Annotated in this window: 23 protein-coding genes; 9 read left to right on the forward strand and 14 right to left on the reverse strand. The window is 51.5% G+C overall.

What is annotated here, in order from left to right:
• Window positions 1-197: 197 nt before the first annotated feature.
• The 11 genes from C233_RS0101560 to C233_RS0101610 all read right to left on the reverse strand — a co-directional run bounded on the left by C233_RS0101560 (window position 198) and on the right by C233_RS0101610 (window position 11,630).
• Window positions 198-641 (reverse strand): hypothetical protein, encoded by a 444-nt coding sequence (locus tag C233_RS0101560; protein WP_018665721.1) that lies wholly within the window; start codon window positions 639-641, stop codon window positions 198-200.
• Between the two features lie 32 nt (window positions 642-673).
• Window positions 674-1,480, reverse strand: a complete 807-nt coding sequence (locus tag C233_RS0101565) for a DUF1266 domain-containing protein (RefSeq protein ID WP_034777235.1) — start codon at window positions 1,478-1,480, stop codon at window positions 674-676.
• A gap of 186 nt (window positions 1,481-1,666) precedes the next feature.
• The gene (locus C233_RS0101570) at window positions 1,667-2,431 is read right to left on the reverse strand and encodes a metal ABC transporter ATP-binding protein (RefSeq protein WP_018665723.1); all 765 of its coding nucleotides are present in this window, start codon (window positions 2,429-2,431) and stop codon (window positions 1,667-1,669) included.
• 46 nt (window positions 2,432-2,477) lie between these two features.
• Window positions 2,478-3,386, reverse strand: a complete 909-nt coding sequence (locus tag C233_RS0101575; RefSeq protein ID WP_018665724.1) for a metal ABC transporter solute-binding protein, Zn/Mn family — start codon at window positions 3,384-3,386, stop codon at window positions 2,478-2,480.
• A 19-nt stretch (window positions 3,387-3,405) separates the two neighbouring features.
• Window positions 3,406-4,185: a tRNA (5-methylaminomethyl-2-thiouridine)(34)-methyltransferase MnmC2 gene (gene mnmC2, locus C233_RS0101580; RefSeq protein ID WP_018665725.1), complete on the reverse strand. Its 780-nt coding sequence runs from the start codon at window positions 4,183-4,185 to the stop codon at window positions 3,406-3,408.
• Between the two features lie 26 nt (window positions 4,186-4,211).
• Window positions 4,212-4,691, reverse strand: a complete 480-nt coding sequence (locus tag C233_RS0101585; protein WP_018665726.1) for a YqaA family protein — start codon at window positions 4,689-4,691, stop codon at window positions 4,212-4,214.
• Window positions 4,667-5,671, reverse strand: coding sequence for a hypothetical protein (locus C233_RS0101590; protein ID WP_018665727.1), 1,005 nt, complete (start codon window positions 5,669-5,671; stop codon window positions 4,667-4,669). Before C233_RS0101590 ends, C233_RS0101585 begins: the two co-directional genes overlap by 25 nt.
• Before the next feature lie 6 nt (window positions 5,672-5,677).
• The gene (gene purD / locus C233_RS0101595; RefSeq protein ID WP_018665728.1) at window positions 5,678-6,952 is read right to left on the reverse strand and encodes a phosphoribosylamine--glycine ligase; all 1,275 of its coding nucleotides are present in this window, start codon (window positions 6,950-6,952) and stop codon (window positions 5,678-5,680) included.
• 46 nt (window positions 6,953-6,998) lie between these two features.
• Window positions 6,999-9,203, reverse strand: a complete 2,205-nt coding sequence (locus tag C233_RS0101600; protein WP_018665729.1) for a S9 family peptidase — start codon at window positions 9,201-9,203, stop codon at window positions 6,999-7,001.
• A gap of 22 nt (window positions 9,204-9,225) precedes the next feature.
• Window positions 9,226-10,689, reverse strand: a complete 1,464-nt coding sequence (locus tag C233_RS0101605; protein ID WP_018665730.1) for a THUMP domain-containing class I SAM-dependent RNA methyltransferase — start codon at window positions 10,687-10,689, stop codon at window positions 9,226-9,228.
• Between the two features lie 41 nt (window positions 10,690-10,730).
• Window positions 10,731-11,630, reverse strand: coding sequence for a serine O-acetyltransferase (locus C233_RS0101610; RefSeq protein WP_018665731.1), 900 nt, complete (start codon window positions 11,628-11,630; stop codon window positions 10,731-10,733).
• A gap of 241 nt (window positions 11,631-11,871) precedes the next feature.
• Between C233_RS0101610 and cysK the strand changes: the two genes are divergently transcribed.
• Window positions 11,872-12,819: a cysteine synthase A gene (gene cysK / locus C233_RS0101615; RefSeq protein WP_018665732.1), complete on the forward strand. Its 948-nt coding sequence runs from the start codon at window positions 11,872-11,874 to the stop codon at window positions 12,817-12,819.
• Window positions 12,820-12,971: 152 nt separating this feature from the next.
• On the opposite strand, the gene C233_RS0101620 is transcribed toward cysK, so the two are convergent.
• Both C233_RS0101620 and rnr read right to left on the reverse strand, forming a co-directional pair.
• Complete coding sequence (locus C233_RS0101620) at window positions 12,972-13,451, reverse strand: pyridoxamine 5'-phosphate oxidase family protein (RefSeq protein WP_018665733.1); 480 nt, start codon at window positions 13,449-13,451, stop codon at window positions 12,972-12,974.
• A gap of 43 nt (window positions 13,452-13,494) precedes the next feature.
• Window positions 13,495-15,642: a ribonuclease R gene (rnr, locus tag C233_RS0101625; RefSeq protein WP_018665734.1), complete on the reverse strand. Its 2,148-nt coding sequence runs from the start codon at window positions 15,640-15,642 to the stop codon at window positions 13,495-13,497.
• A 389-nt stretch (window positions 15,643-16,031) separates the two neighbouring features.
• On the opposite strand from rnr, the gene C233_RS0101630 reads away from it, so the two are divergent.
• Both C233_RS0101630 and C233_RS0101635 read left to right on the forward strand, forming a co-directional pair.
• Window positions 16,032-17,039, forward strand: a complete 1,008-nt coding sequence (locus C233_RS0101630) for an NAD-dependent epimerase/dehydratase family protein (protein WP_018665735.1) — start codon at window positions 16,032-16,034, stop codon at window positions 17,037-17,039.
• On the forward strand, window positions 17,030-17,995 hold the full coding sequence (locus C233_RS0101635) for a phosphatase PAP2 family protein (RefSeq protein WP_018665736.1): 966 nt from the start codon (window positions 17,030-17,032) through the stop codon (window positions 17,993-17,995). The genes C233_RS0101630 and C233_RS0101635 overlap by 10 nt, the downstream gene beginning before the upstream one ends.
• Before the next feature lie 214 nt (window positions 17,996-18,209).
• Here the strand turns inward: C233_RS0101635 and dusB are convergent, their stop codons facing one another.
• Window positions 18,210-19,187: a tRNA dihydrouridine synthase DusB gene (gene dusB / locus C233_RS0101640; RefSeq protein WP_018665737.1), complete on the reverse strand. Its 978-nt coding sequence runs from the start codon at window positions 19,185-19,187 to the stop codon at window positions 18,210-18,212.
• Between the two features lie 147 nt (window positions 19,188-19,334).
• On the opposite strand from dusB, the gene C233_RS0101645 reads away from it, so the two are divergent.
• From C233_RS0101645 to C233_RS0101670, 6 genes are all read left to right on the forward strand, one after another.
• Window positions 19,335-20,621: a peptidase U32 family protein gene (locus C233_RS0101645; RefSeq protein WP_018665738.1), complete on the forward strand. Its 1,287-nt coding sequence runs from the start codon at window positions 19,335-19,337 to the stop codon at window positions 20,619-20,621.
• 46 nt (window positions 20,622-20,667) lie between these two features.
• Window positions 20,668-21,075: an acyl-CoA thioesterase gene (locus C233_RS0101650; protein ID WP_018665739.1), complete on the forward strand. Its 408-nt coding sequence runs from the start codon at window positions 20,668-20,670 to the stop codon at window positions 21,073-21,075.
• Window positions 21,068-22,186 (forward strand): DNA-processing protein DprA, encoded by a 1,119-nt coding sequence (gene dprA, locus C233_RS0101655; RefSeq protein WP_018665740.1) that lies wholly within the window; start codon window positions 21,068-21,070, stop codon window positions 22,184-22,186. The genes C233_RS0101650 and dprA overlap by 8 nt, the downstream gene beginning before the upstream one ends.
• A gap of 395 nt (window positions 22,187-22,581) precedes the next feature.
• Window positions 22,582-23,580, forward strand: coding sequence for a DUF3575 domain-containing protein (locus tag C233_RS0101660; RefSeq protein WP_018665741.1), 999 nt, complete (start codon window positions 22,582-22,584; stop codon window positions 23,578-23,580).
• Window positions 23,577-24,542, forward strand: coding sequence for a DUF5119 domain-containing protein (locus C233_RS0101665; protein ID WP_018665742.1), 966 nt, complete (start codon window positions 23,577-23,579; stop codon window positions 24,540-24,542). Before C233_RS0101660 ends, C233_RS0101665 begins: the two co-directional genes overlap by 4 nt.
• 49 nt (window positions 24,543-24,591) lie before the next feature.
• A complete protein-coding gene (locus C233_RS0101670; protein WP_018665743.1) occupies window positions 24,592-25,569 on the forward strand; it encodes a fimbrillin family protein in 978 nt (325 codons plus the stop codon).
• The last annotated feature ends 94 nt before the right edge of the window (window positions 25,570-25,663 follow it).

The following is a 25,663-nucleotide window of genomic DNA, read 5'->3' on the forward strand; positions in this document are numbered from 1 at the left end:
TTTGGCTATGGTATGGGGAGAGGATGTATGTCTGTATGGAGTATGTTTATCGGGAGGTATGTATAAAGGCACGGATTACGTTGGCTCCCGCAAGCTCTCCTTGAGTCTCTCTATGGGGGTGGCGTAATCCGTGCCAGAAAGAAGGTCGGGTATATTTTGTTGCATCTACTTCTTTCTGTTGATACGAAAGAGGGCGTTTATTCGCTTTCCGTTTTCTTATGGAACATTGTCATGATGTTCAAGTCGTTGATGTCCAGTGTCTTCTCGATAGGGTATGTATCTTTTATGAAGGAGTCTACTTCTTTATAAAATTCTTTCTGTTTGCCCCATATCATGGGAAACAATGGAAGCAGTAGAAAACCGACCTGGCTTCTGAGCCAGGCAACGACACGGCTGGGAATGCATTGTCCTGCTTGGATGAAGTACATACCTTGCTCTTCATACACCATGATGCCTACTCCGTGATACTTGTTCTTGGTGATGTATAGATAGTCGTTTGGGTCTTTTCCCAAGATAGTGGCACCTATGCCTGTTTTCCCTTTTATGATTTTCGTAGGGTATTTGCCTGATTTTTTATAGCTCGCTTCCAGTTCATCCAGACCGGGAAGCACCCCTTTGATTTGATAATTTTTCTGAAACATAATCGGATAGTCTTTTAAATGGGTAAATCGGGTTATTCGGTTGCTTGCAACGGAATGTATTTGTAGATGAGGTAACTGTTGTCGGAGCTCAATAAGGCAGCATTGCGGCTGAACATTTCGGTACCTTCTTTATTACCGCCCCAAAAGCGGCGTCCCATATCGAAATCGGCAAAGTAAGATTTCCAGTCGTTATAATTGGCACGTACTACAGATAAGAGCTCTTTCAGCAAGTCGTCGCATTCTGTTTCGGTCAAAAAACCGGCCCCTTGCCCCATATTGACGTTGTTGGCATAGCGTGCGTAATCCCACGCTTTGATTCCGGTGGGAGATATTTTGTCGAAATTCCGGATGACGAACTCTACGTCTTCCTTGTCCGCATCGTATTTCTTTAAATCGATATTGTTGATGTCGGCGTCTTTTCCGCCGTTTTCTTTGACTGCTTGCAGGCATTTCTCGAATAATGGCTGATGTAAGCCATTTTTCAACTCATCGAGGGTTGCCAGTAAGTCTTCTTTGTTTTCAATCCCCCATGAATTGCGTAATTCGCGCAATATGTCCGATTGGGTATGCCCTTCCTTGAAAGGTAAAATCATCAGATAGGAGTAACCTTCCTGCATTTGAGATAGGAAATCGTTTGCAAGTGTATCGGGTAAATTGTCTTGGAACATCCGGATAGTCCCTTCTGTTTCTCCCTGATAACCGGTCAGTGTGTAGATACCTGCAAGCATGTAGCTTGCCAATCTGTCATCTTTGATGGTCCGTTTGTCTGATTGACCGCAAGAGGCCAATATCAGTGCGACCGCCAACAACATAAGTTGTACTTGGTGTACGTGTTTCATTGTTTTCTATGGATATTGGTGATTAATAAAATATCACCGGCAAAAATAGGGATAAAATAGATAGGATAACTGATTGCCAGGGGGGATAAATCCAATCGTTGATATATAAGTAAGATGCTGTATATTAGTACTATATACAGCAAACAGCTTCTTGATATAGGGGTGATTTATCGGAGGAAGCAAGAATCAGTGTTTGTGTTCTCCCAATATCCGGTGCGGCAGCGTACCATGTCCCAAGAGCTCTATGGGGCAGTTGAAGTTACGTTCCAGCCATTCTCCGGTAATACCCGTATCGGGATGATAGTCCAGTGTTTCATTGACGCAGGCAATGGACTTTACTTGCTGCAATACCGTGCCTATGTCGTGGCTGACGAGTATAATGGCGCAGTCCTTGTTGATTTCGACCAATAACTGGTACAGGCGTGCTTCGAAACGCTTGTCGATATAGGTACTGGGTTCGTCGAGGATAACCACTTCGGGGTCGGAGATAATGGCGCGTCCCAGCAGGGCGCGTTGAAGTTGTCCGCCGCTCAGTGCGCCGATAGCACGCTCTTCCAGCCCTTCCAGCCCCATGCGGGCAATGACCCGGCGGGCTTTCTCCCTGTGCTCCTTAGTGAAACGCGAGGTGAGCGGCTTCTTGCTGCTGAGCCCCGACAGAATGACTTCTTCGACGGTGATAGGGAACTTGCGGTCTATGCTGTTGTATTGGGGCAGGTAGCCCATGGTGAGTTGGGAGTGCCCCGTTGTGCGGGGAGATGTGAAAGATATTTCACCAGAAACGGGTTTGAGCAATCCCAGGATGCATTTGATAAGCGTGGTCTTGCCGCCGCCGTTCGGGCCGATGATGCCCAGAAAGTCCCGGTCGTAAACGGTGAGGTTTACGTTGCGGAGTACTGTGCGGCCGTCGTATCCGGCATTGAGGTTTCTTATTTCGATAATAGGGGTCGGCATGGTTTCCTTTCTTGTTGTTTTGACTTTTATCTGTAAGCCTGCCGTTTTATCGGGCGGCTTCCGGTGCACTCAACGCTTTGGCCGTGTTCAGCATCTCCGCTTTCCAGTCATAGGATAGGGGATTGATATCGGCAATCCGGGTTCCGGTCTGCCGGGCGATGAGTTCGGCATTGCGGCGGTCGAACTCCGGCTGTACGAAAACCACATGTACCTTTTCGGCGTGGCAGGTATCTATCAACGCCTTCAGGTGTGCGGGCGACGGCTCCTTGCCGCCTGCCTCGATAGGTATCTGGCGAAGCCCGTAGTCGCGGGCGAAGTAGGAGAGCGCCGGGTGGTAAATCATAAAGGCGCGGTCGGCGCCGGGCGCTGCCAGCATTTGCCGTATAAGGCTGTCGGTGTGCTCTACTTGCCGGCAAAGGGCGTTGTAGCGTTCCACATAGGCGCTTTCGTTCACTTTGTCGATAGTGCACAGCGCCTCCAGGATATTGCCTGCGATGATTTGGGCGTTGACGGTGGAGTTCCATATATGGGGTTCCACCCCGGCGCCGTGGCGGTGCTCTTTGTCATCTGCCGTGTGCCGGTGGGTGTGGGTATCGTCATAAATCAGGTCTACGCCTTGCGACATATCGAAAAATTGCAGGTGTGGGGCGTTGTCTGTCAGCTTGTCTGTCCAGGTCTGTTCGAACCCTATGTAGCCGATACGGAAATAAGCCTTGCTGCGTGCCAGGTCTACCAGTTGCTGCGGCGTGGGGTCGTAGGTTTCGGGGCTTGTGCCTTTGGGAACCATGCTGACTACCGTAAACCGGTCGCCGGCAATGGCTTCGGTGAAGTACCGCAGCGGTTCGAGGGTTACGGTAATGACGGGCTTGTTGCCGGCATTGCCGCTTCGGTTGCTCCGTGGCTTGCAGGAAACCGCCAGTATGGTTACAAGTAGTAAAAAGTATATCTTCTTCATCTGTATTTGTTTATGGCTTTTATAATGTACGGTGCGGGGTGGCTGCCGCTCCTGCCTTTATGGGCTGTTCTTTTGTTTTGGAAGCCCGGAGTATTTCGCGTTTGCCGCCCGGAGGACCGGGAAGCCGTTCCACCGTAAATCCGACGCTTTGCAGAAGCCGGCGGACGGCGCCTTTGGCGCAATACGTAGTCAGTATCCCGTTGGCGTTCATGCCGGCGTATATGTTCCGGAAAAGCTCCTCGTTCCACATCTCCGGTTGTTTCTCAGGAGCGAAGGCGTCGAAATAAACGACATCGAAACCGGCAGGCACGCCGGAGGCCGCCAATGGAGGGCAGGCAGGGGCGTTGTGCGGGTTATTGTGCCGTACGGCTATTTTCAGCTCTCCGTTTTCCATTCGCAGGGTCTTTATATCTCCCTGTATTTTGTGTAACGTAAAGTAGGGTGTAATGTTCACCTCTTTCTCCCATGCCGACATGTGCAGCTCTCTGAACAGGGGATTGTCGCTGTAATGCAGCGCATCGGCTTCCTCCCATGACAAGGGGTAGAGTTCGATACCGGTATAGCACACCGCTTTCTGTTCCTGTTCCGCAGTTTCCAGGGTGAGCAGGGCGTTCAGCCCCGTGCCGAATCCTATTTCGAGGATGTGGGGGCGGGGAGCGGCGGACGCTTTCAGCCCCATATCGATAAAGATATGCTGCGACTCGGTACGCGCTCCCTTTACCGAATGGTAATGCTCATTCAGCTCCGGTACAAACAGGGTTGCACTTCCGTCTTCCGTCCGTTCTATAATCCGTTCCATATAATATGTATATAAGGCGTTGTCCGTTAGGCGCCAATCGCCGACAAAGCTCCTTGCAGTGCCAGCAGCATGGCGATATACCGTATCAGTTTTCCTGCGAACATGGAAAGCGTAGTCAGCATGACGTTGCTGCGCATAAAGCCCAGTGCTATGGCGATAGCCTCCCCGATAAAGGGCAGGAAGGCGAAGAATGCCATAAGCGCTCCCTTGCCTTGCAGGAACCGTTGTGTCTTGTCTATCTTTTCTTTCTTTACTTTGAAGTATTTCTCAATCCAGTCCGTCTTGCCGAGGCGTCCCATGTAATAGCAGGTCATGCCGCCCGCCGTATTGCCTAACGTTGCCGCAACGACGCAGACGGCAGGGTTCAGCCCTACCTTGACGAGCGCTATCATCACCAGCTCGGAGCTGAACGGTATGATGCTTCCTGCCAGTAGGGCGGAAATGAACAGCCCGACATATCCCCAGTCAATCAGCAGTCGTATCAGTGTATCTGTAAAAGCGTCCATAGGTTGAATCCGAATAAGATGAATAATCCTGCAAGCATGATGATGAAGAATATGTTGGAGCTACGGCTGTTGGTCAATGCGAACAGATGTCCTGTAAGAATACTGATGCCGATTAGTAGCAGGGATAGCAAGTGGGGGTAGAGTGCGGGTTGCAGTCCCATGTACACGAAAATACAGAAGTTCAGGAATATCAGGAAGTGCAGGTAGCTGCGTGTGCGTATTTTGTCTTCGTAGCCGGTGACGAGGCAATGGCTGGAGCTTACTATATATAAAAGGAGCAGGTATCCGGTTGTAGCCAGCTCCCAGGGTTGGAAGCCGAACCGTATAGGCCGGAAGTCCGCCAGCTCCCGGAATGGCTGGCAGAACAGTTCCATTTGCCCGGAAATATAGGCATATCCCAATAGGAACCAATAGGGTACGCTCCAGCCGATGAGCGATGCCGAGAAGCTTTTAGGGTGGAGGGACTGGAAGCTGTAGGCGCCTATCCAGAAAACGGGCATGAAAAACGTCAGTTGCGGAAAAAGCAGGCTGCCGGTTCCGATGAATACGGAGGCGTGGAAAAGGTAGCCCGCCGGCTTGGGCTGCTGGTAACTTCTGAACAGGAAGTACAGGGCTATCAGGAAGATAACCGCTGCCAGGTCTCCGGTATATACGGTGTGTATGGCAGGGCAGACGGAAACCAGCAGGAAGTAAATGGCGGTCTGTACCGATGCCCGCATGCGGATGATAGCGAATGCGTTGTTCAGTCCGATAAGGAAGTACCCGATGACGGAGTACAGTAGAAAGCTGGAGAGGCGGTTGCCCCAGGCGGGGATGCATGCGTTGCGGAATGCCTCCCACAAGGGGTAGCTCTCTTTCCGTATGTCTGAACCGGGCAATAGGACGGCGCTCAGTACCCAGCAGGTTACTGATATGAAGATAGCGGCGGGAAGTGTGAGGCGTCCCGCCGTAACCCGGTTTTGGAATCTTTGGCTCCTCATCGGTCGTTAAAGGTCGAATCCGATGTCGCGGCGGAAGTATCTGCCCTCGAAGCTCAACATGTTTGCCGCTTTATAGCTTTTCTCTAATGCTTCTTCTTTTGTTTCTCCATACGAGCAGACTGCTATGACGCGTCCGCCGTTGGTTACGGTACGGCCGTCTTTCACGGCTGTGCCGGCATGGAACAGGATGCTGTCCGTAGCTTCGACAAGGTCGAACCCGCTAATGGGATAGCCTTTCCGGTACGCTTCGGGATAGCCGCCGCTGACTAACATTACACAGGCGGCGGTACGCGGGTCAAGCTCCATTATCCTGGTATCGAGGTCTGCCTGGTGCACGCCTTCGAAGAGGTCTACGAGGTCGCTCTTGATGCGCAGCATGACGCTTTCTGTCTCGGGGTCGCCCATGCGGACGTTGTATTCGATAACCATCGGCTCGTTCTGTACGTTGATAAGTCCCAGGAAGATGAAGCCTTTGTAGAGGATGCCTTCTGTGCGTAAGCCGTTTATGGTGGGTTCGACGATGCGTCGGCGTACCTTTTCCATGAATTCGCCGTTGGCGAAGGGAACGGGCGTTACGCTGCCCATACCGCCGGTGTTCAGTCCTTTGTCGCCTTCTCCGATGCGTTTGTAGTCTTTGGCTACGGGCAGTATTTTATAGTGCTCGCCGTCGGTCAGTACAAATACCGAGCATTCTATTCCGCTCAGGAATTCTTCGATGACTACGGTGGCGCTGGCGTCGCCGAACATGCCGCCGAGCATCTCTTTCAGCTCTTTCCGGGCTTCCTCTAAGGTGGGGAGAATCAGTACGCCCTTGCCTGCGCAAAGGCCGTCGGCCTTCAGTACGTAGGGAGCGGTGAGGGTTTCGAGGAAGGCAAGCCCTTCTTCCAGTGTGTCGGCGGTTACGCTTTTGTAGCGGGCGGTGGGGATATTGTGGCGCAGCATGAATTCTTTGGCGAACTCCTTACTGCCTTCCAGTTGCGCTCCCTTTGCCGAAGGGCCGATAATGGCGATATGCCGTGTAGCGGCATCTTCCTTGAAGTAATCGAAGATGCCTTGTACCAGCGGGTCTTCGGGGCCTACTACAATCATGTCGATTTCATGCCCGAGGGCAAACTCTTTGAGGGCGGGGAAGTCCGTGGCTTTTATATCCACATTCTCGCCTACTGCATTTGTGCCTGCATTGCCGGGAGCGATGTACAGTTTTTCTATTCTGGGGCTTTGTGCAATCTTCCAAGCCAAAGCGTGTTCGCGGCCACCTGAGCCAAGCAATAATATTTTCATTGTATAGGTATGTTTAGATTGTTAACGGTTGAAACTGTTTATGTGTTTATAGGTAATCCTCGAAATAGCGGGTTATCTTTTCGTGCAGGTGCACGCGGTCGCGCCCCAGTACATTGTGTTTGTGTCCGGGGTAGATAAATAAATCGGGATAGGTGCGCGCATCGACGCATGCCTTCATGAAGGACAGGGTATGCTGGGGCACACACGTGTCGTCGTGGTCGTCGTGTATGATAAGCAGGTGTCCTTTCAATGCGCCCGCGAGGTTTTTCAGGTCGCATTGTCCGTAACCTTCCGGGTTTGTCTGCGGCGTATCCATATAGCGCTCGCCGTACATTATTTCGTAAAATCTCCAGTCGATAACCGGTCCGCCGGCAACGCCCACTTTGAATATCTCCGGATAGCGGAGCATGAGTGCGGTAGTCATGTGCCCGCCGAAACTCCAGCCGTGGACACCGATGCGGCAGGCATCTATATAAGGCAGGCTTTTCAGGTATTCTATTCCTTTTACCTGGTCTTTGCCTTCTTCGATGCCTAAGTGCCTGAAGGTGACATTCTCGAATTCCAGCCCCCGGTTGCTGCTGCCGCGGTTGTCGAGTGTAAACAGGATATAGCCTTTATTTGCCATATAGAGGTCCCAGCCGCGTGCGTCGTTCATCCAGCCATTGGTAACTAACTGGGCGTGGGGGCCGCCGTACACGTAGACGATTGCGGGGTATTTCTTGTCCGGGTCGAAGTCGGCAGGCTTGATAAGGCGGTAGTATAAATCGGTCTTGCCGTCGGCTGCCTTGATTGTGCCCGTCTCTATCGTAGGCATGATGAAGCCTTCGTAGGGGTTCGCTGCAACCAGCAGGTTTATGCTTTTGCTGTTTTGCGTATTGATTATGTCTATCTTGCGGGGGGTATCGGGAGCCGAGTACCGGTCGATGAGGTAATTGCCCGAAGCGGAAAGTATGCCGTTGTGTATGCCTTTTCCGTTATCTAAGGGGGTACATCTGCCTGTGTTTACATTTACCTTATACAAGTTGCTTTGCAAAGGCGATGCTGCTGTGGAGGCAATGATGATTTCTTTTTTCTTGGAGTTGAAGCCCAGTACTTGCTGTACCAGCCACTCGCCCTTTGTAAGCTGCCTGATAAGTTTTCCGTCCGTATCGTAAAGGTACAAATGATTGTAGCCGTCCCGCTGGCTTTGGTAGATGAACCGGGTATCGCTCCAGGGTAAGAACAGTATAGGCTGTTGAGGCTCTACGTACTTGGGATGTGTTTCTTCGATGAGAGTGGCTGTTAATTCGCCGGTTTCCGCATCGTAACGGCAGAGTTTGGAGTGGTTCTGGTCGCGGTTCAGCTCTATGAGGTAGAGGCTTCTGCCGTCGGGCGCCCAACTGATGTTGGTAAAATAGCGGTCGGTAGGGTCTCCGGTATTCAGGTAAACGGTCTTTTGGGTGTCGGGGCTGTAAATGCCTACGGTTACTTTGTGGCTGGTCATGCCTGCCATTGGATAGCGCACCGGGTTTACCTCGCCTATACGGGCTGTGATGTCTACGAGCGGATATTGCGTAACCATGCTTTCGTCCATGCGGTAGAATGCCAGCAAGTTTCCCTGTGGGTTCCAGAAAGTTCCTTTGCCGATGCCGAATTCATTACGGTGCACGGTCTGCCCGCATACGATGCCCTCGGGTTCGTCGGTTACGGCTTGGTTGTCTACGTAGAGATTGTTGCCTACGGTGTAGGCAAGATGTCCGCCTTCGGGCGTGTAGTCGATGTTGCTGCCATTCTTTTTTCCTGCCTGCGGCATACCTGCAACGAATTCGTCCTTATCGAAATCGTAGACGATGTATCTTCCGGGCAGCTTGATAAGCATGTGCGGTTTGTCCGGCCACGGGAATTCTGTGTTGTAGAAATGTTGTACTTTGTTTCTCTTGCCTTCGCCTTTGCGGTCGGATGCCGCAGCCGTTCCGGTAGGAGTTATCAGCGAGTTGAGTACCTGGTTTACTTTCTCCCGTGTTGTGAGCAGTGTCTCCTTTCCTGTCTTGGGGTTGACGGCGAATAACGAGTCGATGCCGGGCTTTATGCATACGTCGCCCCACCATTGCAAGCCCGGCAGGTTGTCGGCGATGCGGTAAGTCTCGCCGCCGGGAATGAGGTCTTCCAGGGTAGGTTTCTTCGAATCTTGTGCCATAAGCTCAGTTGTAAATAAAGCGGGTGCTGTAAGCAGCAGCGCCACGATTGCTTTACCGGTTCTCTTTATGTTCATAGCTTTTCACTTTATAACAGCATCAGTCGTTGTTCCGTTCGTTCTCCCGTCTCCGGAAACTTTCCGGTTTGCGTTCCTTATCGAACTCCCGTTTCGGTTTCCATTCTCCGTCTGCCGGCTTTCTGTATTCGCGGGGTTTGAATTCTCTCCTTTCGCCGGATTTGAAGTCACGCCTTTCACCGGGCCTGAACTCTTTTCTCTCGCCGGGTCTGAATTCTCTCTTTTCGCCGTACTTGAACTCACGTCTTTCTCCCGGCTTGAATTCTCTTCTTTCTCTCGGTGCGTAGGGTTTACGTTCCCCCCAGTCGCCGCCTTCTTCGTTTCCGTTCTCCTGCTTTTTGAATTCCTTGTATTTCCCGTCGAATATTTCGTATTTGCGGAACTCGCATTCCAGGGCGCCGTTGAATAGGGGTATTTTGGCAGCCGGTTTCAGCCCTATCTGGTCAAAGCATTCTTCCCGGTAAGAGAGTATCCATGCGGTGTTTCCCGTAAATGCGTGTTTCAGTCGCTCGCCTATCATTGAGTATAAGCCCAGCAGGTCGTTCGTCGATATGCGTTCCCCATAAGGCGGGTTGGTAATGATGACGGCCTTTTCTTCGGGCTGCTCGAACTGCTGGAAAGGTTGTAATTTCAGCGTTATGTCTTTGGATACTCCTGCCGCCTTTATATTGTGGGTCGCTATCTCGTGGGCTTTCGGGTTGTTGTCGTATCCGTATATCTTGTGGGCGAATTCGCGCTCCTGGCTGTCGTCATTGTAAATCTTGTCGAACAGCTCCTGGTCGAAATCAACCCATTTCTCGAAGGCGAACTCTTTGCGGAATACGCCCGGTGCGATGTTCCTGGCTATCAATGCTGCTTCAATGGGTATCGTGCCCGAACCGCACATCGGGTCTATCAAATCGCATTCGCCGTGCCAGCCCGTCATCAGTATCATGCCGGCAGCCAGCACTTCGTTCAAGGGGGCTTCGACGGCTTCCTGGCGATAACCGCGGCGGTGCAGGGACTCGCCGGACGAGTCGAGGGAAAGGGTGCACTTGGTTTCTGCAATATGGATGTTCAGTAGCACGTCCGGTTTGCTGATACGTACAGACGGGCGTTTGTTGTAGGCTTCCCGGAAATAGTCTGCAATGGCATCCTTCACCTTGTAGGATACGAACTTGGAATGGCGGAACTCTTCGCTGAACACGACTGCGTCTACGGCGAACGTCTTATCGGTATCCAGGTAGTCTTCCCAGTGGATTTCCTTGATTTGCTCGTACACCTCGTCGGCGTTCTTCGCAACGAAATGTTTGATAGGTTTCAGGATGCGTATGGCAGTCCGCAGGCAGAAGTTCGCCTTGTACATCATTTCCTTGTCTCCGCAGAATGATACCATACGGCGTCCTATCTGTATCTCGTCTGCTCCTAAAGAGGTTAGCTCCTGTGCCAGTGTTTCTTCCAGTCCCTGGAAAGTCTTGGCAATCATCTCGAATGATTGTTCGCTCATCTGTTTATTTTCAGTTTAATATGTTACGGGTTGTGAGTTCTTTATTTTTTTGCTTTGGGCTGTACGATTCTCGCACCTGCCGGCACATCTTCCGTTACCCAGATGTTGCCGCCTACGGTGGCATCCTTCCCAATGGTGATACGCCCCAATATGGTGGCGTTGGAATATACGATGACGTTGTCTTCCAGTATCGGATGCCGTGGAATGCCTTTAATCGGTTTGCCGTCCTCGTCTAACGGGAAGCTTTTGGCTCCGAGGGTTACACCCTGATACAGTTTTACATTGTTGCCGATGATACATGTTTCGCCGATTACCACGCCTGTGCCGTGGTCTATCGTGAAGTGGCTGCCTATCACGGCTCCCGGATGAATGTCTATTCCGGTTTCGCTATGTGCCATTTCGGTTATGATACGCGGGATAAGAGGCACGCCGAGCGCTAACAGCTCGTGTGCGATACGGTAGTTGCTGATAGCGCGGATTGCGGGGTAGCAACTGATGACCTCGCCGAATGAGTGGGCGGCGGGGTCGCCGTTGTAGGCGGCCTCTACGTCTGTTGCCAATATGCGGCGCAGTCCGGGCAGGTGGCTGATGAATTCGGCGGCAATCGATGCGGCTTCCTCGCGTTGGAATTCGGTACAGCCGCTGCATTCGTCGTCGCTGCCGAAGCAAAGCCCTGCAAGAATCTGCTCGGTCAGCAGGTCGAATAGTTTTTCTATATTGACGCCGATGTGGTAGGTTACCGTACGGCTGTTTACCGTGGAGTTTCCGAAATATCCGGGGAAGATAATGGCGCGTGCAAGTTCGATGATATCGCACAGTGCTTTAGCTGAAGGCAGTGGGTTGCCGTCCGTATGCTGGTGAAACAGTCCTTTGTAAGATTCGCTTTCCGATAGCTCATCGACTGCTTGTGTCAGGATGTGAGTAAAATTAAGTGGACTCATTATGATATCCTTTATTAATAAAGTGGCTACAAAGGTATAAAATACTCGCCAATTTTCCTACATATCCCTCATTTATAGTATGGATTTACCATATTTGTGGTATTTTGAAAGAGCGGGCGGCATCGTACCTTTGCATTATCGATAACCCGCTGCATATTGTGCCGGTTCGTACGGCCGGTGTAAGCCGGCAGGTCAGGGACGGTGCAGGCCGGTACAGGCTGCGGTAAAGACAAGATGAATTATGAAAAAAATAGCGCGACACCTCACCGATTTGGTAGGTAATACTCCTTTGCTGGAGCTGAATAATTACGGTAGGAATAAAGAGCTGAAAGCCCGTGTGATTGCCAAGCTGGAATATTTTAATCCTGCGGGCAGTGTAAAAGACCGTGTGGCGCTTGCCATGATAGAAGATGCGGAAGCGAAAGGTTTGTTGAAGCCCGGCGCAACGATTATTGAGCCGACCAGCGGAAATACGGGGGTAGGGCTTGCATTCGTGGCGGCTGCCAAGGGGTATAGGCTGGTTCTAACCATGCCGGATACAATGAGTACGGAGCGTCGCAGCCTGCTGAAAGCCCTTGGAGCGGAACTTGTCCTGACGCCCGGCGCAGGCGGCATGAAGGGAGCCATAGCGCGTGCCGAGGAGCTGCAAGCGGCTACTCCCGGTTCATTGATTTTACAGCAGTTCGATAACGCGGCCAACCCTGCCGTACACGAGTGCACTACCGGACAGGAAATTTGGCGGGATACGGACGGCAAAGTCGATATATTCGTTGCCGGCGTAGGTACTGGCGGAACGGTGAGCGGTGTCGGTGCGGCCTTGAAGAAGCATAACCCCGCGGTGAAGATTGTAGCCGTGGAACCGGAGGACTCTCCGGTATTGTTGGGCGGACAACCGGGAGCGCATAAAATCCAGGGTATCGGTGCGGGCTTCGTTCCGAGGAATTACAATAGCACGGTGGTAGACGAGATTATGCAGGTGTCCAACGACGATGCTATCCGTACAGGCCGGGAGTTGGCTAAGTACGAGGGTCTGTTGGTAGGAATTTCCTCGGGAGCGGCTGTCAACGCTGCAATCCGGTTGGCACAGTTGCCGGAGAACGAGGGCAAAAACATCGTGGTGCTGCTGCCCGATACGGGGGAACGCTATTTGTCGACGTTGCTTTATGCTTTTGAGGAATATCCTTTATGACGGAAAATAAAGGTATGCCCAAAAAATCTTATTTATCATAGGATTACACAGATTTTTACAGATTATCTATCTTGATAATCAATTATTTAATTTTCAATCTGTGTAATCCTGCGGTGAATTTGACACCTTCATTCTTATTTTATCTCACTCGCTTATTTTATCTCACTCGGCCGCAGCCCGAACGATTTACAACTTATCTCGTTCACTTTTACCTCCCATATTTTCACGTTCCGTACGGCAGGTTCGGCATAGCTGCATGTATTATCGGTATATTGTTTCATAAGGATGTCGAGTATCCGGCGCTTTTCGTCCATATCCTCGATAAAGCGTACCTTGCCTTTGCAGATGACACTGCGCGATTTCATACTGTAACTGCATGCCACCTGCTTATGCATATACACCAGTTCGTGCCCCTCACAGAAGTTGATGCAGACTTGCGGATGACGTGTCGCCATTTCCACTTTCCTCCCTTCGGGGCCCGAATGCAGGTAAACGGTATCGTTCTCCCAGGCGAAGTTCATGGGTACTACGTACGGATTGCCTTCTTCGTCGGTCATTCCTACCGTACAATAAGGGCATTTGCGGATGATATCCTCTATTTGCGTGCGGTCTGTAATAGTAATCGTTTTCATGTATGTGTATGCGAATTTTTGTAATGGACAATGCTAAACCTGTTTATTCGACCAATGCGAAATCCAGTTGCTTCTTCTCCAGGTTGGCACGCGCCACCTTGATAGTAATGGCATCGCCGAGACTGTATGTACGTTTCTTCCGGCGTCCGCGCAGGCAGTAATTCTTTTCGTCGAATTCGTAGTAATCGTCGTCGAGGTCGCGGATAGGAATCATTCCCTCGCACTTGTTCTCGTTCAGCTCGACGTACAGCCCCCATTCGGTAACGCCGGAGATAACGCCGTCGTAAGTCTGCCCCAGGCGCTCCGTCATGTACTCCACCTGTTTGTACTTTACAGAGGCACGTTCCGCATTGGCGGCAATCTGCTCCATGTTGCTGGAATGCTCGCAAAGCGCCTCGTACTTCTGCTCGGAAACACTCCGGCCGTTCGCATCCAGGTACTTGGTCAGTAGTCGGTGCACCATCATGTCCGGATAACGGCGGATAGGCGAGGTGAAATGAGTATAATAGTCGAACGCCAGCCCGTAGTGGCCGATGTTATGCACGGAATAACGCGCCTTCTGCATGGCACGGATAGACACGGTTTCGATGAGGTTCTCCTCTTTCTTGCCTTGGATGTCGTCCAGCAGGTGGTTGATAGACTTGGAAACATCGGTTTTGGTTCCGCTGGTACGCAGCTTATACCCGAAGCGGGCGATGAATTGCGACAGGTTGTCCAGCTTCTCCGGGTCTGGCAGGTCGTGGATACGGTATGGGAATATCTTCGGCTTCCTGCCCTTGGGCACGCGTCCGATTTTCTCGGCCACGGTACGGTTGGCAAGCAGCATGAACTCCTCCACCAGCTTGTTGGCGTCTTTGGACTCCTTGAAATATACGCTGACGGGTTTACCTTTCTCGTCGATTTCGAATTTCACCTCGTAGCGGTCGAAGTTGATAGCTCCGGCGGCAAACCGCTTTTCGCGCAATATCTTGGCAAATGCATCCAGCCTAAGGATTTCTTCCTTGAAATCTCCCTCCCGGGTTTCGATAATCTGCTGTGCCTCCTCGTAAGTGAAGCGGCGGTCGGACTTGATGACTGTGTGCACAATGCGCGAGTTCTTTACCTCTCCCTTCCCCGTCATTTCGAAAATGGCGGAGTAAGCCAGCTTCTCCTCATCGGGACGCAGCGAGCAGATGAAGTTGCATAACCGTTCGGGCAGCATCGGGATAGTACGGTCTACGAGGTAAACGGACGTTGCACGTTTCTCAGCTTCTTTGTCGATGATGCCGCCTTCTTTTACATAATGCGTCACGTCGGCGATGTGTACTCCTACTTCCCAGAGGTTGTCTTTCAACTTGCGGATAGACAGGGCGTCGTCGAAGTCCTTGGCATCCTTGGGGTCTATGGTAAAGGTGGTTACACCCCGGAAATCTTCGCGTTTGGCATATTCCTCTGCCGGAATTTCCGCCGGAATCTTGTCCGCAGCCTTTTCTACGGCGGCGGGGTAGACGTACGGCAGACCGAATTCCGCTAAGATAGCGTGCATTTCGGTGGTATTCTCTCCGGCTTTCCCCAGGATGTCGATAACCTGCCCGATAGGGTTCTTGGCCTTATCCGGCCATTCTATAATCTTCACCACTGCCTTGTCGCCCGTTTTTCCGCCTTTCAGCTTCTCTTTGGGGATGAAGATATCGTTGGCAAGCGTACGGTTCTCGGTAACGAGGAAGGCGTACGACTTGGCAACTTCCAACGTCCCTACGAAGGTGTCGTTGGCGCGTTCCAGGATTTCGATGACTTCGCCTTCGGCTTCGCGTCCGCGACGTTTGGCGTAGAAGGCGATGCGCACCTTATCACCTGCCATGGCGTGCGCCGAGTTGCGCTCGGCTACGAAAATCGGGTCGCCGCCGCCTTCGGGAATGAACGAGTTCTTGCCGTTGCTCTTGCGCTGGAAAGTGCCGGTCATCTCCACGCCGTGGTTGTTCAGCTTGTATTTATGCTTGTCCACCTCGGTGATGTAATCGTCGTCCGACAGTTCGGACAGGATATCCATGCACAGCATTTTCAGCGGATGCGTAGTGAGGTGCAATTGTTCGAAGATGTATTTTAGGGACAGTACTTCGTCGGTTTTCGAATGGAAAAATTCCATGAGCGCGGCAACGAGCTCTTTCTTCTTCATGCGTTTGCCGGCTTTCTTTTCTTTCTTTTTGGCCATAATGATAATGTATTAATATGCTAATGCGATAGCGTGCAGGCGTGTCGTTACACACTCTTCCTTTGCAAAGTAAACAAATAATTGTTTTCGGTAGTTCAATATCCCTTTAAAATCTCGCTGTTACGTTGAAAATAATGGAAGAACGGCCGTCCGTAATGGATTATTGCATATATTTGCCGGGCGAAGGCAGGCTTTGTTCCGGTACGGGCGGACGGGTTTGTTTTTACTCCCGGTTTGCACTATCTTTGCAGCGACAGAGGGAGAGGAACTGGAGTTGCCGTATCGTCCCCGGAGGGAACGGTTTAGGCAGAGGCTCCCCGCCAACATCCGTACGGAGACGGCGAGAAGAGAGGAAAATTGTTTGTAATTCGTAATTTGTAATTGGCAGCGTGGAGTCGGTTTTAGTAACAGGAGCGAGCGGGTTTATCGGAAGTTTCATCGTGGAAGAAGCGTTGAGGCGCAAGTTCGGTGTGTGGGCGGGTATCCGTTCGTCCAGTAGCCGGGAGTACCTGCAAGACCGTAGGATACACTTCCTCGAGCTCGATTTCGCCCACCCGAATGAGCTTCGTGCGCAACTCTCCGGCCATAAGGGAACGTACAGCAAGTTCGATTATATCATCCATTGCGCCGGAGCTACGAAGTGTGTGGACAAGAACGATTTCGACCGGGTGAACTACTTGCAGACCAAGTATTTCGTAGATACGCTGCGGGAGTTGAACATGATTCCCCGGCAGTTCATTTTCATCAGCACGCTGAGCGTGTTCGGACCGGTGCGCGAAAAGACCTACACTCCGATTACGGAAACGGATACCCCCCGGCCTAATACCGCCTACGGACTCAGCAAGCTGAAGGCGGAGATTTATTTGCAGGGCATACCGGGCTTCCCGTACGTTATTTACCGTCCTACGGGTGTTTACGGACCGCGTGAGAAGGACTATTTTTTAATGGCGAAATCTATCCGGCAGCATACCGACTTCTCGGTAGGCTGCCGGCGGCAGGACTTGACGTTCGTTTACGTCAAGGATATCGTGCAGGCCGTTTTCTTAGGAATAGAGAAACAGGTTTCGCGCCGCACCTATTTCCTGGCGGACGGTAAGGTGTACCGGAGCCGCGCTTTCTCCGATTTGATACGGAAAGAATTGGGCAATCCGTTTGTAATTCGCCTGAGATGCCCGTTAATTATATTGAAAGTAGTATCTTTGCTCGCCGAATACTGGGCGAAGCGCAGGAATACCACCAGTACGCTCAATTCGGACAAGTATAGAATAATGAAACAACGCAACTGGCAGTGCGATATCACTCCGGCTATCGAAGAACTGGGTTACAGTCCCGGGTACGATTTGGAACGGGGGGTAAAGGAAACCATTGCCTGGTATAAAGATAAAGGATGGCTTTAGACTTATTCAAGAGAGTAGAAACCCGTAAGGGGCTTTTTGCGGTAGAGAAGATTACACTGATATATAATCTGTTGACTTCCATTCTCATACTGTTTCTTTTCCAAGAAATGGATCATCCGGTGCAGATGCTTGCCGACCGTGCCATGATTGCGGGCATGACATTCCTGCTGATGTATCTTTACCGGCTTGCGCCTTGCAAGTTTTCTGCCTTCGTCCGCATCACCATTCAGATGTCGCTGCTTTCCTACTGGTATCCCGATACGTTCGAGTTCAATCGTATCTTCCCCAACCTCGACCACATTTTCGCCGCTGCCGAGCAGTGGATATTCGGCGGGCAGCCTGCCGTGTGGTTCTCCTGGCATTTTCCCCAGATATGGGTCAGCGAGCCGTTCAATATGGGTTACTTCTTCTACTATCCGATGATTCTCCTGGTGGTGGTATGGTATTTCCTCTATCGTTTCGAGCTTTTCGAGAAAGTGTCGTTCGTGATAGTCACCGCTTTCTTTATCTATTACCTGTTCTATATTTTCGTGCCGGTAGCAGGGCCGCAGTTCTATTTCCCGGCTATCGGGTACGATAATGTGGCGCAGGGTGTCTTCCCCGCTATCGGCGATTATTTCAACCACAACCAGGAATTACTGCCCGGTCCGGGGTACGAACACGGATTCTTCTATAACCTGGTAGAGAGTTCGCAACAAGTGGGCGAGCGTCCCACGGCTGCTTTTCCCAGCTCGCACGTAGGTATGTCCACCATTCTGATGATTATGGCATGGCGGGGCAGCAGGCGTCTGTTCGCCTGGCTGTTTCCTTTCTATCTGCTGCTGTGCGGGGCTACGGTATATATCCAGGCGCATTACCTGATAGATGCTATCGTGGGTTTCTTCTCTGCCATTGCCCTTTATGTGGCGGTAACGTGGATGTTCAAGCGGTGGTTTGCGCAGCCGATGTTCAGGTAAAGCCTTTCCCGTTCTTTATTCCGGTATATGAAGATATTCGCCTTTGTGGCGGAGGTATGCACGACACCCGGGTCTCGGCACGTCTGACACCCGGGTGTGGGTATGTACGACATCCGGGTGTCAGACATGCCCACATCCGGGTGTCGTACATACGTTCTTTGCGGAAGGGGTGATTTTTTTCTGCGGAAGGGCGTGGGCGGATAAGTGTTTCCACTTACAGCAGGCCGGCAATCTTGTCGAAGATGCGGTACAACTCCTCCTTCGTCTCCGCCCGTAACATGGCGATGCGTGTGTCCCGGAAGTTGGGAATACCCTTGAACAGCGGACTGGCAGCCAGGTGGCGGCGTACGTGCAGGATGCCTCTCCGTTCGTCCAGCAGCTTTACGCTGTCTTCCACTTCCTGCCGGAGTACGTTCAGCTTCCATTCGGAACTGAGCGGGGGCATCTCCTCGCCTGTCTCTAAGTAGTGTTTCACTTCTTTGAATATCCAGGGGCGGCCGAAGCTGGCACGGCCTATCATTACGGCGTCCACTCCGTAGCGGTCGAAACATTCTTTGGCTCTCTGGGGGGTGGTGACGTCGCCGTTGCCGATAATGGGGATGTGCATGCGGGGGTTGTTCTTCACTTCGCCGATTAAAGTCCAGTCCGCCTCGCCGGTGTACATCTGGGCACGGGTACGGCCGTGTATGGTCAGGGCGGAGATGCCGCAGTCTTGCAACCGTTCTGCCAGGTCTACGATAATCTTGTTGCCGGCATCCCAGCCGAGGCGGGTTTTTACGGTGACGGGTATTTTTACTGCGTCTGCTACGGCACGGGTTATCTCCAGCATCTTGGGGATGTTCTGCAACATCCCGGCTCCGGCTCCCTTGCCGGCTACGCGCTTCACGGGGCATCCGAAGTTGATGTCCAGGGTATCCGGGTGCGCCTGTTCCACAATCCGTGCCGCTTCTACCATGGTGTCCGTGTCTTTGCCGTATATCTGTATGGCTACGGGACGCTCTTCGTCGCTGATGTTCAGCTTCTGTTCGGTCTTGCTTACGGAGCGTACCAGTGCGTCGCTCGATACGAATTCGGTATATACCATGTCTGCCCCGAAATGTTTGCACATCAGGCGGAAAGCCGGGTCGGTGACATCTTCCATAGGGGCGAGCAGTATGGGGTACTTGCCGAGGTCTATATCTTTAATCTTCATAATCTAACGGGATTTGCCTGCAAAAGTACGGAAAAAAGCCTACCTTTGCACATAAGTTTATAGTGAAAAGTATAAAGCGGTGGATAATGATGTACTTACAGGTCTGTCTCTTCCCCTTTTTCAATTCTTAATCTTTAATTAATGCTTATGCCCTCTATCAGTGATTTCGAGATTATGGCGCCGGTAGGCTCGCGCGAATCTTTGGCGGCTGCTATCCAGGCAGGTGCGGATTCTATTTATTTCGGTATCGAAAATCTGAATATGCGTGCCCGTTCGGCAAATACGTTTACAATAGATGATTTGCGCGAGATAGCTCGTACCTGCGACGAGCACGGCATGAAAAGCTATCTTACGGTGAATACCATTATATATGACAACGATATTCCGTTGATGCGTACCATTGTGGATGCGGCGAAGGCGGCAGGCATTTCGGCGGTGATTGCGGCGGATGTGGCGGTGATGAGCTATGCCCGGCAGATAGGGCAGGAGGTGCATCTGTCTACCCAATTGAACATTTCGAATGTGGAGGCGCTGCGTTTCTATGCCCAATTTGCCGATGTGGTGGTGCTGGCGCGCGAGCTGAATCTGGAACAGGTGGCGGAAATCTACCGTCATATCTGCGAGGAGAATATCTGTGGTCCGGGCGGCGAACGGATACGTATCGAGATGTTCTGTCACGGTGCTTTATGTATGGCGGTATCGGGCAAGTGTTACCTCTCCCTGCACGAGATGAACCATTCTGCCAATAGGGGAGCTTGCATGCAGGTGTGCCGCCGCTCTTATACCGTACGCGATAAGGAGACGGATGTGGAGCTGGATATAGACAACCAGTACATTATGTCGCCCAAAGACCTGAAAACCATTCACTTTATGAACAAAATGCTGGATGCCGGCGTGCGTGTGTTCAAGATTGAAGGGCGTGCCCGCGGCCCGGAGTACGTACGTACCGTAGTGGAGTGTTATAAGGAGGCTATCCGTTCGTATGTGGACGGTACGTTTACCGACGAGAAGATAGCTGCGTGGGACGAGCGCCTGAAAACGGTCTTTAACCGCGGCTTCTGGGACGGCTATTACTTGGGACAGCGCCTGGGCGAATGGACCCGGAATTACGGCTCTGCCGCCACCGAGCGCAAGATTTACGTAGGCAAGGGTATCCGCTATTTCTCGAATATCGGTGTGGCGGAGTTCTTGGTGGAAGCTGCCGAAATCAACGTAGGCGACAAGCTGCTGATAACGGGACCTACAACGGGAGCCGTATTTACTACATTGGAAGAGGCGCGCGTGGATTTGAAACCCGTACAGACCGTGAGGAAGGGAGAACATTTCTCAATGAAGGCGGACAAAATACGTCCCAGCGACAAACTCTACAAACTGGTTTCCGTAGAGGAACTGAAGAAGTTCAAAGGTTTGGATATAGAGAACAAGCGCGGTTAACTATTGGGTAGTAGACAGCAGATAGTCAAATAATAAATGTCTCATAATGAATTATATCTATGAATTGCAGATGAAGGTGCGCGACTACGAGTGCGACCTGCAGGGCATCGTCAACAATGCCAACTACCAGCATTACCTGGAGCATACGCGGCACGAGTTCCTGGCGAGTACGGGCATCGGCTTCGCCGCGCTCCACGAGCAGGGGGTAGACCCGGTGGTGGCGCGAATCAATATGGCTTTCAAGACGCCGCTGAAAAGCGGCGATGAGTTCGTGTCGAAGCTGGCAATGAGGAAAGAGGGCATCAAGTATGTGTTCTATCAGGATATTTTCCGGAAAAGCGATAATAAGGTAGCCATTAAGGCGGTGGTTGAAACGGTATGTGTGGTGAACGGACGTTTAAGCGACAGCGAGTTATTCGATAACGTCTTTGCCCCTTACCTCGGTCATGAGTGACGACGAACGTCTTTGCAGCATAGCTCTTACGCTTTGTCCCGGTATAGGGCATATCGGGGCAAAACGTCTGGTAGACGGTGCGGGAAGCGCTGCCGACGTTTTCAGGCGGCGCAGGGAGCTGCCGGAGCTTCTGCCCGGAATATCTCCTTCTGTGGTTACCGCCCTCGACTGTCCGGCGGCTTTTCTCCGTGCCGGGCGCGAAATGGAGTTCGTAGAGAAGAACCGCCTGGCTTGCCTGACTTTGATAGATGAGGCTTATCCCTCGCGCCTGCGGGAATGCGAGGATGCTCCGCTTGTCTTGTTCTTCAAGGGAAATGCAGATTTCAATCGCCTGCATGTTGTCAATATGGTAGGTACACGCCGTGCAACAGACTATGGCAAGCAGTTTTGTGCGGATTTCGTGCGCGACTTGTCCGTCCTTCTTCCCGATGTATTGGTGGTGAGCGGGCTTGCTTACGGCATCGATATCCATGCGCACCGTGCCGCCCTGGCAAACAATGTTTCCACGGTTGCCGTACTGGCTCACGGGCTAGACCGCATCTACCCCTTTGTGCATCGCAAAACGGCGGTCGATATGTTGGCAAACGGCGGCCTGCTTACCGAATTCCTTACCGGAACCAATCCGGACAAGTATAACTTTGTCAGTCGTAATCGCATCGTAGCGGGAATGTGCGACGCGACGGTCGTCGTGGAATCTGCCGCCAAAGGCGGTTCTTTGATTACCGCAGATTTGGCCGGAGGGTATCACCGCGACTGTTTTACTGTTCCCGGGCGGGTAGGCGATGTCGCGTCTGTGGGTTGCAACCGGCTGATACAAGACAATAAGGCAGCGCTTATACAGAATGCCGGAGACTTTGTGAAGGCAATGGGCTGGGCGGAAGCAGCGAGCCCGTCCGGGGCGACGGGTGTTCAGCGCGACTTGTTCCCGGGACTGACGGAGGAGGAAGAAATGGTGGTGCGCATATTGGCACGCCGGGGAGATGTGCATATCAATGTGCTCGTTGTGGAGGCGGATATTCCCGTAGGACGCATGAGCGCCTTGCTTTTTGGGCTGGAGATGAAGGGGCTGGTAAGGACGCTGGTCGGAGGGATGTACCGTTTGCTGGCATAAAAAAAAGGAGTACCGCCGTACTCCAACCTTTGTTAACCTTAAATCTAATACTATGAAAAAAATCACGTAGCAAATGTAGGATTTCTCCCGGTATCTTCCAAATATTTATTCTTTTCGGAAATTCTTTTAATTTTCTTTCACGGATATTTACTGTTTTCGTACACGATTTGACATTGTGTCTTAAATAAAAGGCTTATGCTGACTATATGATAATTATTTGTCGGGCAGGGAATGCCCGTATCATTCCTTCGGATACGGGGTGTTCTTCCTTTTTGTCCGTACCGGAACTTGCATAAGTTGCGAAAAGCTTCCAATCGTTTCACAGAACCTGCCAGAGCTCTAAAAGAGTTGGATTTTCCGTATTTTATTAATTTTAATAGTTTACTTTTGATTGCATGCAACGCAAAGATATGATGAACCGCATCGATATAACAGTTCTTGTGATACTCTTTTTTTTGATGTCGGGGAGGGTATATATGCGGGCAGGTGCGTTGACGCCTGTAAATGGTGCGGCGCAAAATACGGTTGCCGTGGCGGATGAGTGGGAGGAGACTTATCGTTGGGTACTTGCCGATGCGGATGTACCGGACAGGGAGGAGGTTCTGATGCTGATTCGGCATCATTACGGGAATTTCGGCAGGCTGGAGGAGTTGTTGCACTATCTGGACGGAGGTGCGGCGTATGCTTATTTGTCTCAGTCCGTTTTTCCGCGGATAGGCAGGTATGCTGTAAGAGCCGGGGAACTTGCTGCAACGGAAATGCGGGTGGCTCCCGGGAGGGTGCTGCCGGCGGCGGAAAGGGTTACTGTGGAAATGAATGCCGTGCAAGTTATTCCGTCCGTTCCGGGAATTGCGGGGCGGGATGTCCGTGCGTCGCAGGGTGTCGTTATAGCTTTGAAGAATAATATACTGTATGATTTGGTGCTGGCTCCGAATGTGGAGGTGGAACTTTCGATAGGACGGAGGTGGTCTTTGAATACCGAATATAAGTGCCCCTGGTGGCTGAACAGCAGACACGATTTCTGTTATCAGCTTCTTTCGGGAGGTATGGAAGTTCGTTACTGGTTGGGCAACAGACGAGTGCGCAATAGGCTGACAGGGTATTTCCTGGGGGCGTATACGGAGGGTGGAGCGTACGATTTCCAGTTGAAGGAGGAGAACGGCGTCCGGGGCAGGTATTACATGGCTTCGGGGCTGACCTGTGGATATGCCCGCCGGATTGCCGGATGCCTTGCTGTGGAGTTCAGTTTGGGAATAGGTTATTTGACGACGGAGTACCGTAAATATACTTCTTACAAAGGAGATTTGGTTTGGGCTAATGGCGGCCGCTATCACTTTATCGGCCCCACGAAGGCGAAGGTTTCTTTAGTGTGGCATATAAAGGCAGGGAGATGAATGCAGTGAAGAAGGTAGGATATGGTTTGCTGATGTTTCTGTCCTGCCTGTCGGCGGCAGTGCTGTCGGGATGTGGTTTCCGGGAAGTACTGGACGATTATCCTGTCAGCGGTGTACAGATAGTGCTGGACTGGACGGATGTTACGGAGAAGCTGCCGGAGACGGTGCGGGTGATATTTTATCCGAAAGATGCCGAAGGGCGGAAGGTGGAAGGCTACCTGCCTGCCACAGGCGGGGAGATGAGAGTGCCTCCCGGCAACTATGCAGTGGTCGCCTATAATTACGATACGGAGAGTGTCTGTATAAAGGATGATGAGAGTTACGAGACTATCAGGGCTTATACGGAGCCGTGCACGGGCATAGATACGGGAGAGGATATGGTTTGGTCGCCGGACGAACTTTATGTAGCGGCATCGGACGATGTGGAGGTAATGAAAAGCGAAACGGTTGTCCCGATGAAACTGAAGCCGGAACGGGCGGTAAGCAGTTATTCGTTCGGCATAAAGGTGAACGGTATGGAGAATATAGCAGCTATCGTGTGCCATGCCAGCGGATTGAACGGGGAGTATTTTCTCGGTAAGAGGAGGTGCATACCCGCCGGGGCGCCTGTCTGTGTGGAGACTGCTTGTAAGGACGGAATGTTGCGAGGGCGTTTCTCGCATTTCATAAGCCCGGAAAGTGCTGTTACACGTGCAGATAACCCGGTGGTACTGATGATTAAGATTATCAGGGTGGATACGCGGGTACAGAAGGTGGAGGTGGATATTGGCGATTTGATAATGCCTCCGCTCCCCGGCGGAGAGGAGATGCCGCCTGCTCCCGGTAGGGAGATACCTATTGAAGTGCCTGTTCCCAACGGGCAGATTACGGTAGAGGCGACTGCGGGGGAAGGCAGCAACGGGGGTATTGACGGCGATGTGGGCGATTGGGACGATGAAACCGATGTGGGTATTGTTGTGTAACGGAGAAATATGAAAGGATTGATATATTAATTAAAAAAGACAAGTGGTTATGAAAAAGATTTTATGGGTGGCGCTGGCTGCCGTAGCAATGGTGAGTTGCGCTGAAAATGAAGAATTCGAATATGAAAGTACGAAGGTGGAGATAACATTTGGTACAGTGGTGAAGGCAGGTACGAAAGCGGTGGTAACTACTACCGATAACTTTACTACGTTTACCGTGAGTGCTTATAAAACGGCGGATGCAATGGGAACGGACGTACAGTTGAGTACAGGTTTCATGGATGATGTCGAGGTAACAAAACCTGCTACGGAATGGCAGTATACGGGGACACGTTACTGGCCTGTTTCCGGCAAACTGCAATTCTTTGCCACTTCGCCGGTACAGACTTTGGATGTTGCGACTACTGCTGGTTATCCTACATTCGACTATACCGTGAAAGCGGTTGCCGACCAGGAAGATTTGGTTGCCGCCAACGTGATAGACCAGGTTAAGTCCGAAACGGCTCTTTCCCTTCCTTTCCAGCATTTATTGACCCAGGTGAATTTTACTATTAAAGGCGATGCGGCGGATTTTATCTACACTGTATCGAAGCTGGTGATTAAAGGTGCTAAGGATAAGGCGACTTTCACTTTCGACGGGACCAGTTCCGTAGGTGGCTGGGGCAATCTGGCAGAGTCTGCCGCAGGTGTAACGTACGAATATGCGGGTACGCCCGTGTCGGTTACTACGACTACGGCGGATACCGGTGCGTCTGCATCGTTCGAGACTTCGGGTAACGCTTTGTTTATGCTGATGCCCCAGGATTTGACGGGGGTGACCCTGGATGTTACCTATACCGCTGCGCCAACGGATAAGCCGGCTGAATATACTTGGAACGACACGAAGGCAGTTACGCTTACGGGAAGCTGGGGAATGGGAAAGAATGTGCGTTATACACTGACGTTGACTAACAATGCCGCTCCTATCAAGTTTACTCCTAAGGTAGATGTATGGACGGATGAAAACGGAACTTCTACCGGACTGTAATTGTCCGAATACGGAAATCCTGATTCTTTTATAATACTTCAATGTTTCCCCGAAAATTTCGAAAGGAGAAGTTTTCGGGGAATATCTTTTTTTT

The sequence above is a fragment of the Bacteroides gallinarum DSM 18171 = JCM 13658 genome (genome assembly GCF_000374365.1).
In the GTDB taxonomy this organism is placed as follows: Bacteria; Bacteroidota; Bacteroidia; order Bacteroidales; family Bacteroidaceae; genus Bacteroides; species Bacteroides gallinarum.

Bases quoted from the DNA above. Each gene is read 5' to 3' on its own strand.
- C233_RS0101560 (WP_018665721.1), bottom strand. From the start codon at position 641: ATGTTTCAGAAAAATTATCAAATCAAAGGGGTGCTTCCCGGTCTGGAT.
- C233_RS0101565 (WP_034777235.1), bottom strand. From the start codon at position 1,480: ATGAAACACGTACACCAAGTACAACTTATGTTGTTGGCGGTCGCACTG.
- C233_RS0101570 (WP_018665723.1), bottom strand. From the start codon at position 2,431: ATGCCGACCCCTATTATCGAAATAAGAAACCTCAATGCCGGATACGAC.
- C233_RS0101575 (WP_018665724.1), bottom strand. From the start codon at position 3,386: ATGAAGAAGATATACTTTTTACTACTTGTAACCATACTGGCGGTTTCC.
- mnmC2 (WP_018665725.1), bottom strand. From the start codon at position 4,185: ATGGAACGGATTATAGAACGGACGGAAGACGGAAGTGCAACCCTGTTT.
- C233_RS0101585 (WP_018665726.1), bottom strand. From the start codon at position 4,691: ATGGACGCTTTTACAGATACACTGATACGACTGCTGATTGACTGGGGA.
- C233_RS0101590 (WP_018665727.1), bottom strand. From the start codon at position 5,671: ATGAGGAGCCAAAGATTCCAAAACCGGGTTACGGCGGGACGCCTCACA.
- purD (WP_018665728.1), bottom strand. From the start codon at position 6,952: ATGAAAATATTATTGCTTGGCTCAGGTGGCCGCGAACACGCTTTGGCT.
- C233_RS0101600 (WP_018665729.1), bottom strand. From the start codon at position 9,203: ATGAACATAAAGAGAACCGGTAAAGCAATCGTGGCGCTGCTGCTTACA.
- C233_RS0101605 (WP_018665730.1), bottom strand. From the start codon at position 10,689: ATGAGCGAACAATCATTCGAGATGATTGCCAAGACTTTCCAGGGACTG.
- C233_RS0101610 (WP_018665731.1), bottom strand. From the start codon at position 11,630: ATGAGTCCACTTAATTTTACTCACATCCTGACACAAGCAGTCGATGAG.
- cysK (WP_018665732.1), top strand. From the start codon at position 11,872: ATGAAAAAAATAGCGCGACACCTCACCGATTTGGTAGGTAATACTCCT.
- C233_RS0101620 (WP_018665733.1), bottom strand. From the start codon at position 13,451: ATGAAAACGATTACTATTACAGACCGCACGCAAATAGAGGATATCATC.
- rnr (WP_018665734.1), bottom strand. From the start codon at position 15,642: ATGGCCAAAAAGAAAGAAAAGAAAGCCGGCAAACGCATGAAGAAGAAA.
- C233_RS0101635 (WP_018665736.1), top strand. From the start codon at position 17,030: ATGGCTTTAGACTTATTCAAGAGAGTAGAAACCCGTAAGGGGCTTTTT.
- dusB (WP_018665737.1), bottom strand. From the start codon at position 19,187: ATGAAGATTAAAGATATAGACCTCGGCAAGTACCCCATACTGCTCGCC.
- C233_RS0101645 (WP_018665738.1), top strand. From the start codon at position 19,335: ATGCCCTCTATCAGTGATTTCGAGATTATGGCGCCGGTAGGCTCGCGC.
- C233_RS0101650 (WP_018665739.1), top strand. From the start codon at position 20,668: ATGAATTATATCTATGAATTGCAGATGAAGGTGCGCGACTACGAGTGC.
- dprA (WP_018665740.1), top strand. From the start codon at position 21,068: ATGAGTGACGACGAACGTCTTTGCAGCATAGCTCTTACGCTTTGTCCC.
- C233_RS0101660 (WP_018665741.1), top strand. From the start codon at position 22,582: ATGCAACGCAAAGATATGATGAACCGCATCGATATAACAGTTCTTGTG.
- C233_RS0101665 (WP_018665742.1), top strand. From the start codon at position 23,577: ATGAATGCAGTGAAGAAGGTAGGATATGGTTTGCTGATGTTTCTGTCC.
- C233_RS0101670 (WP_018665743.1), top strand. From the start codon at position 24,592: ATGAAAAAGATTTTATGGGTGGCGCTGGCTGCCGTAGCAATGGTGAGT.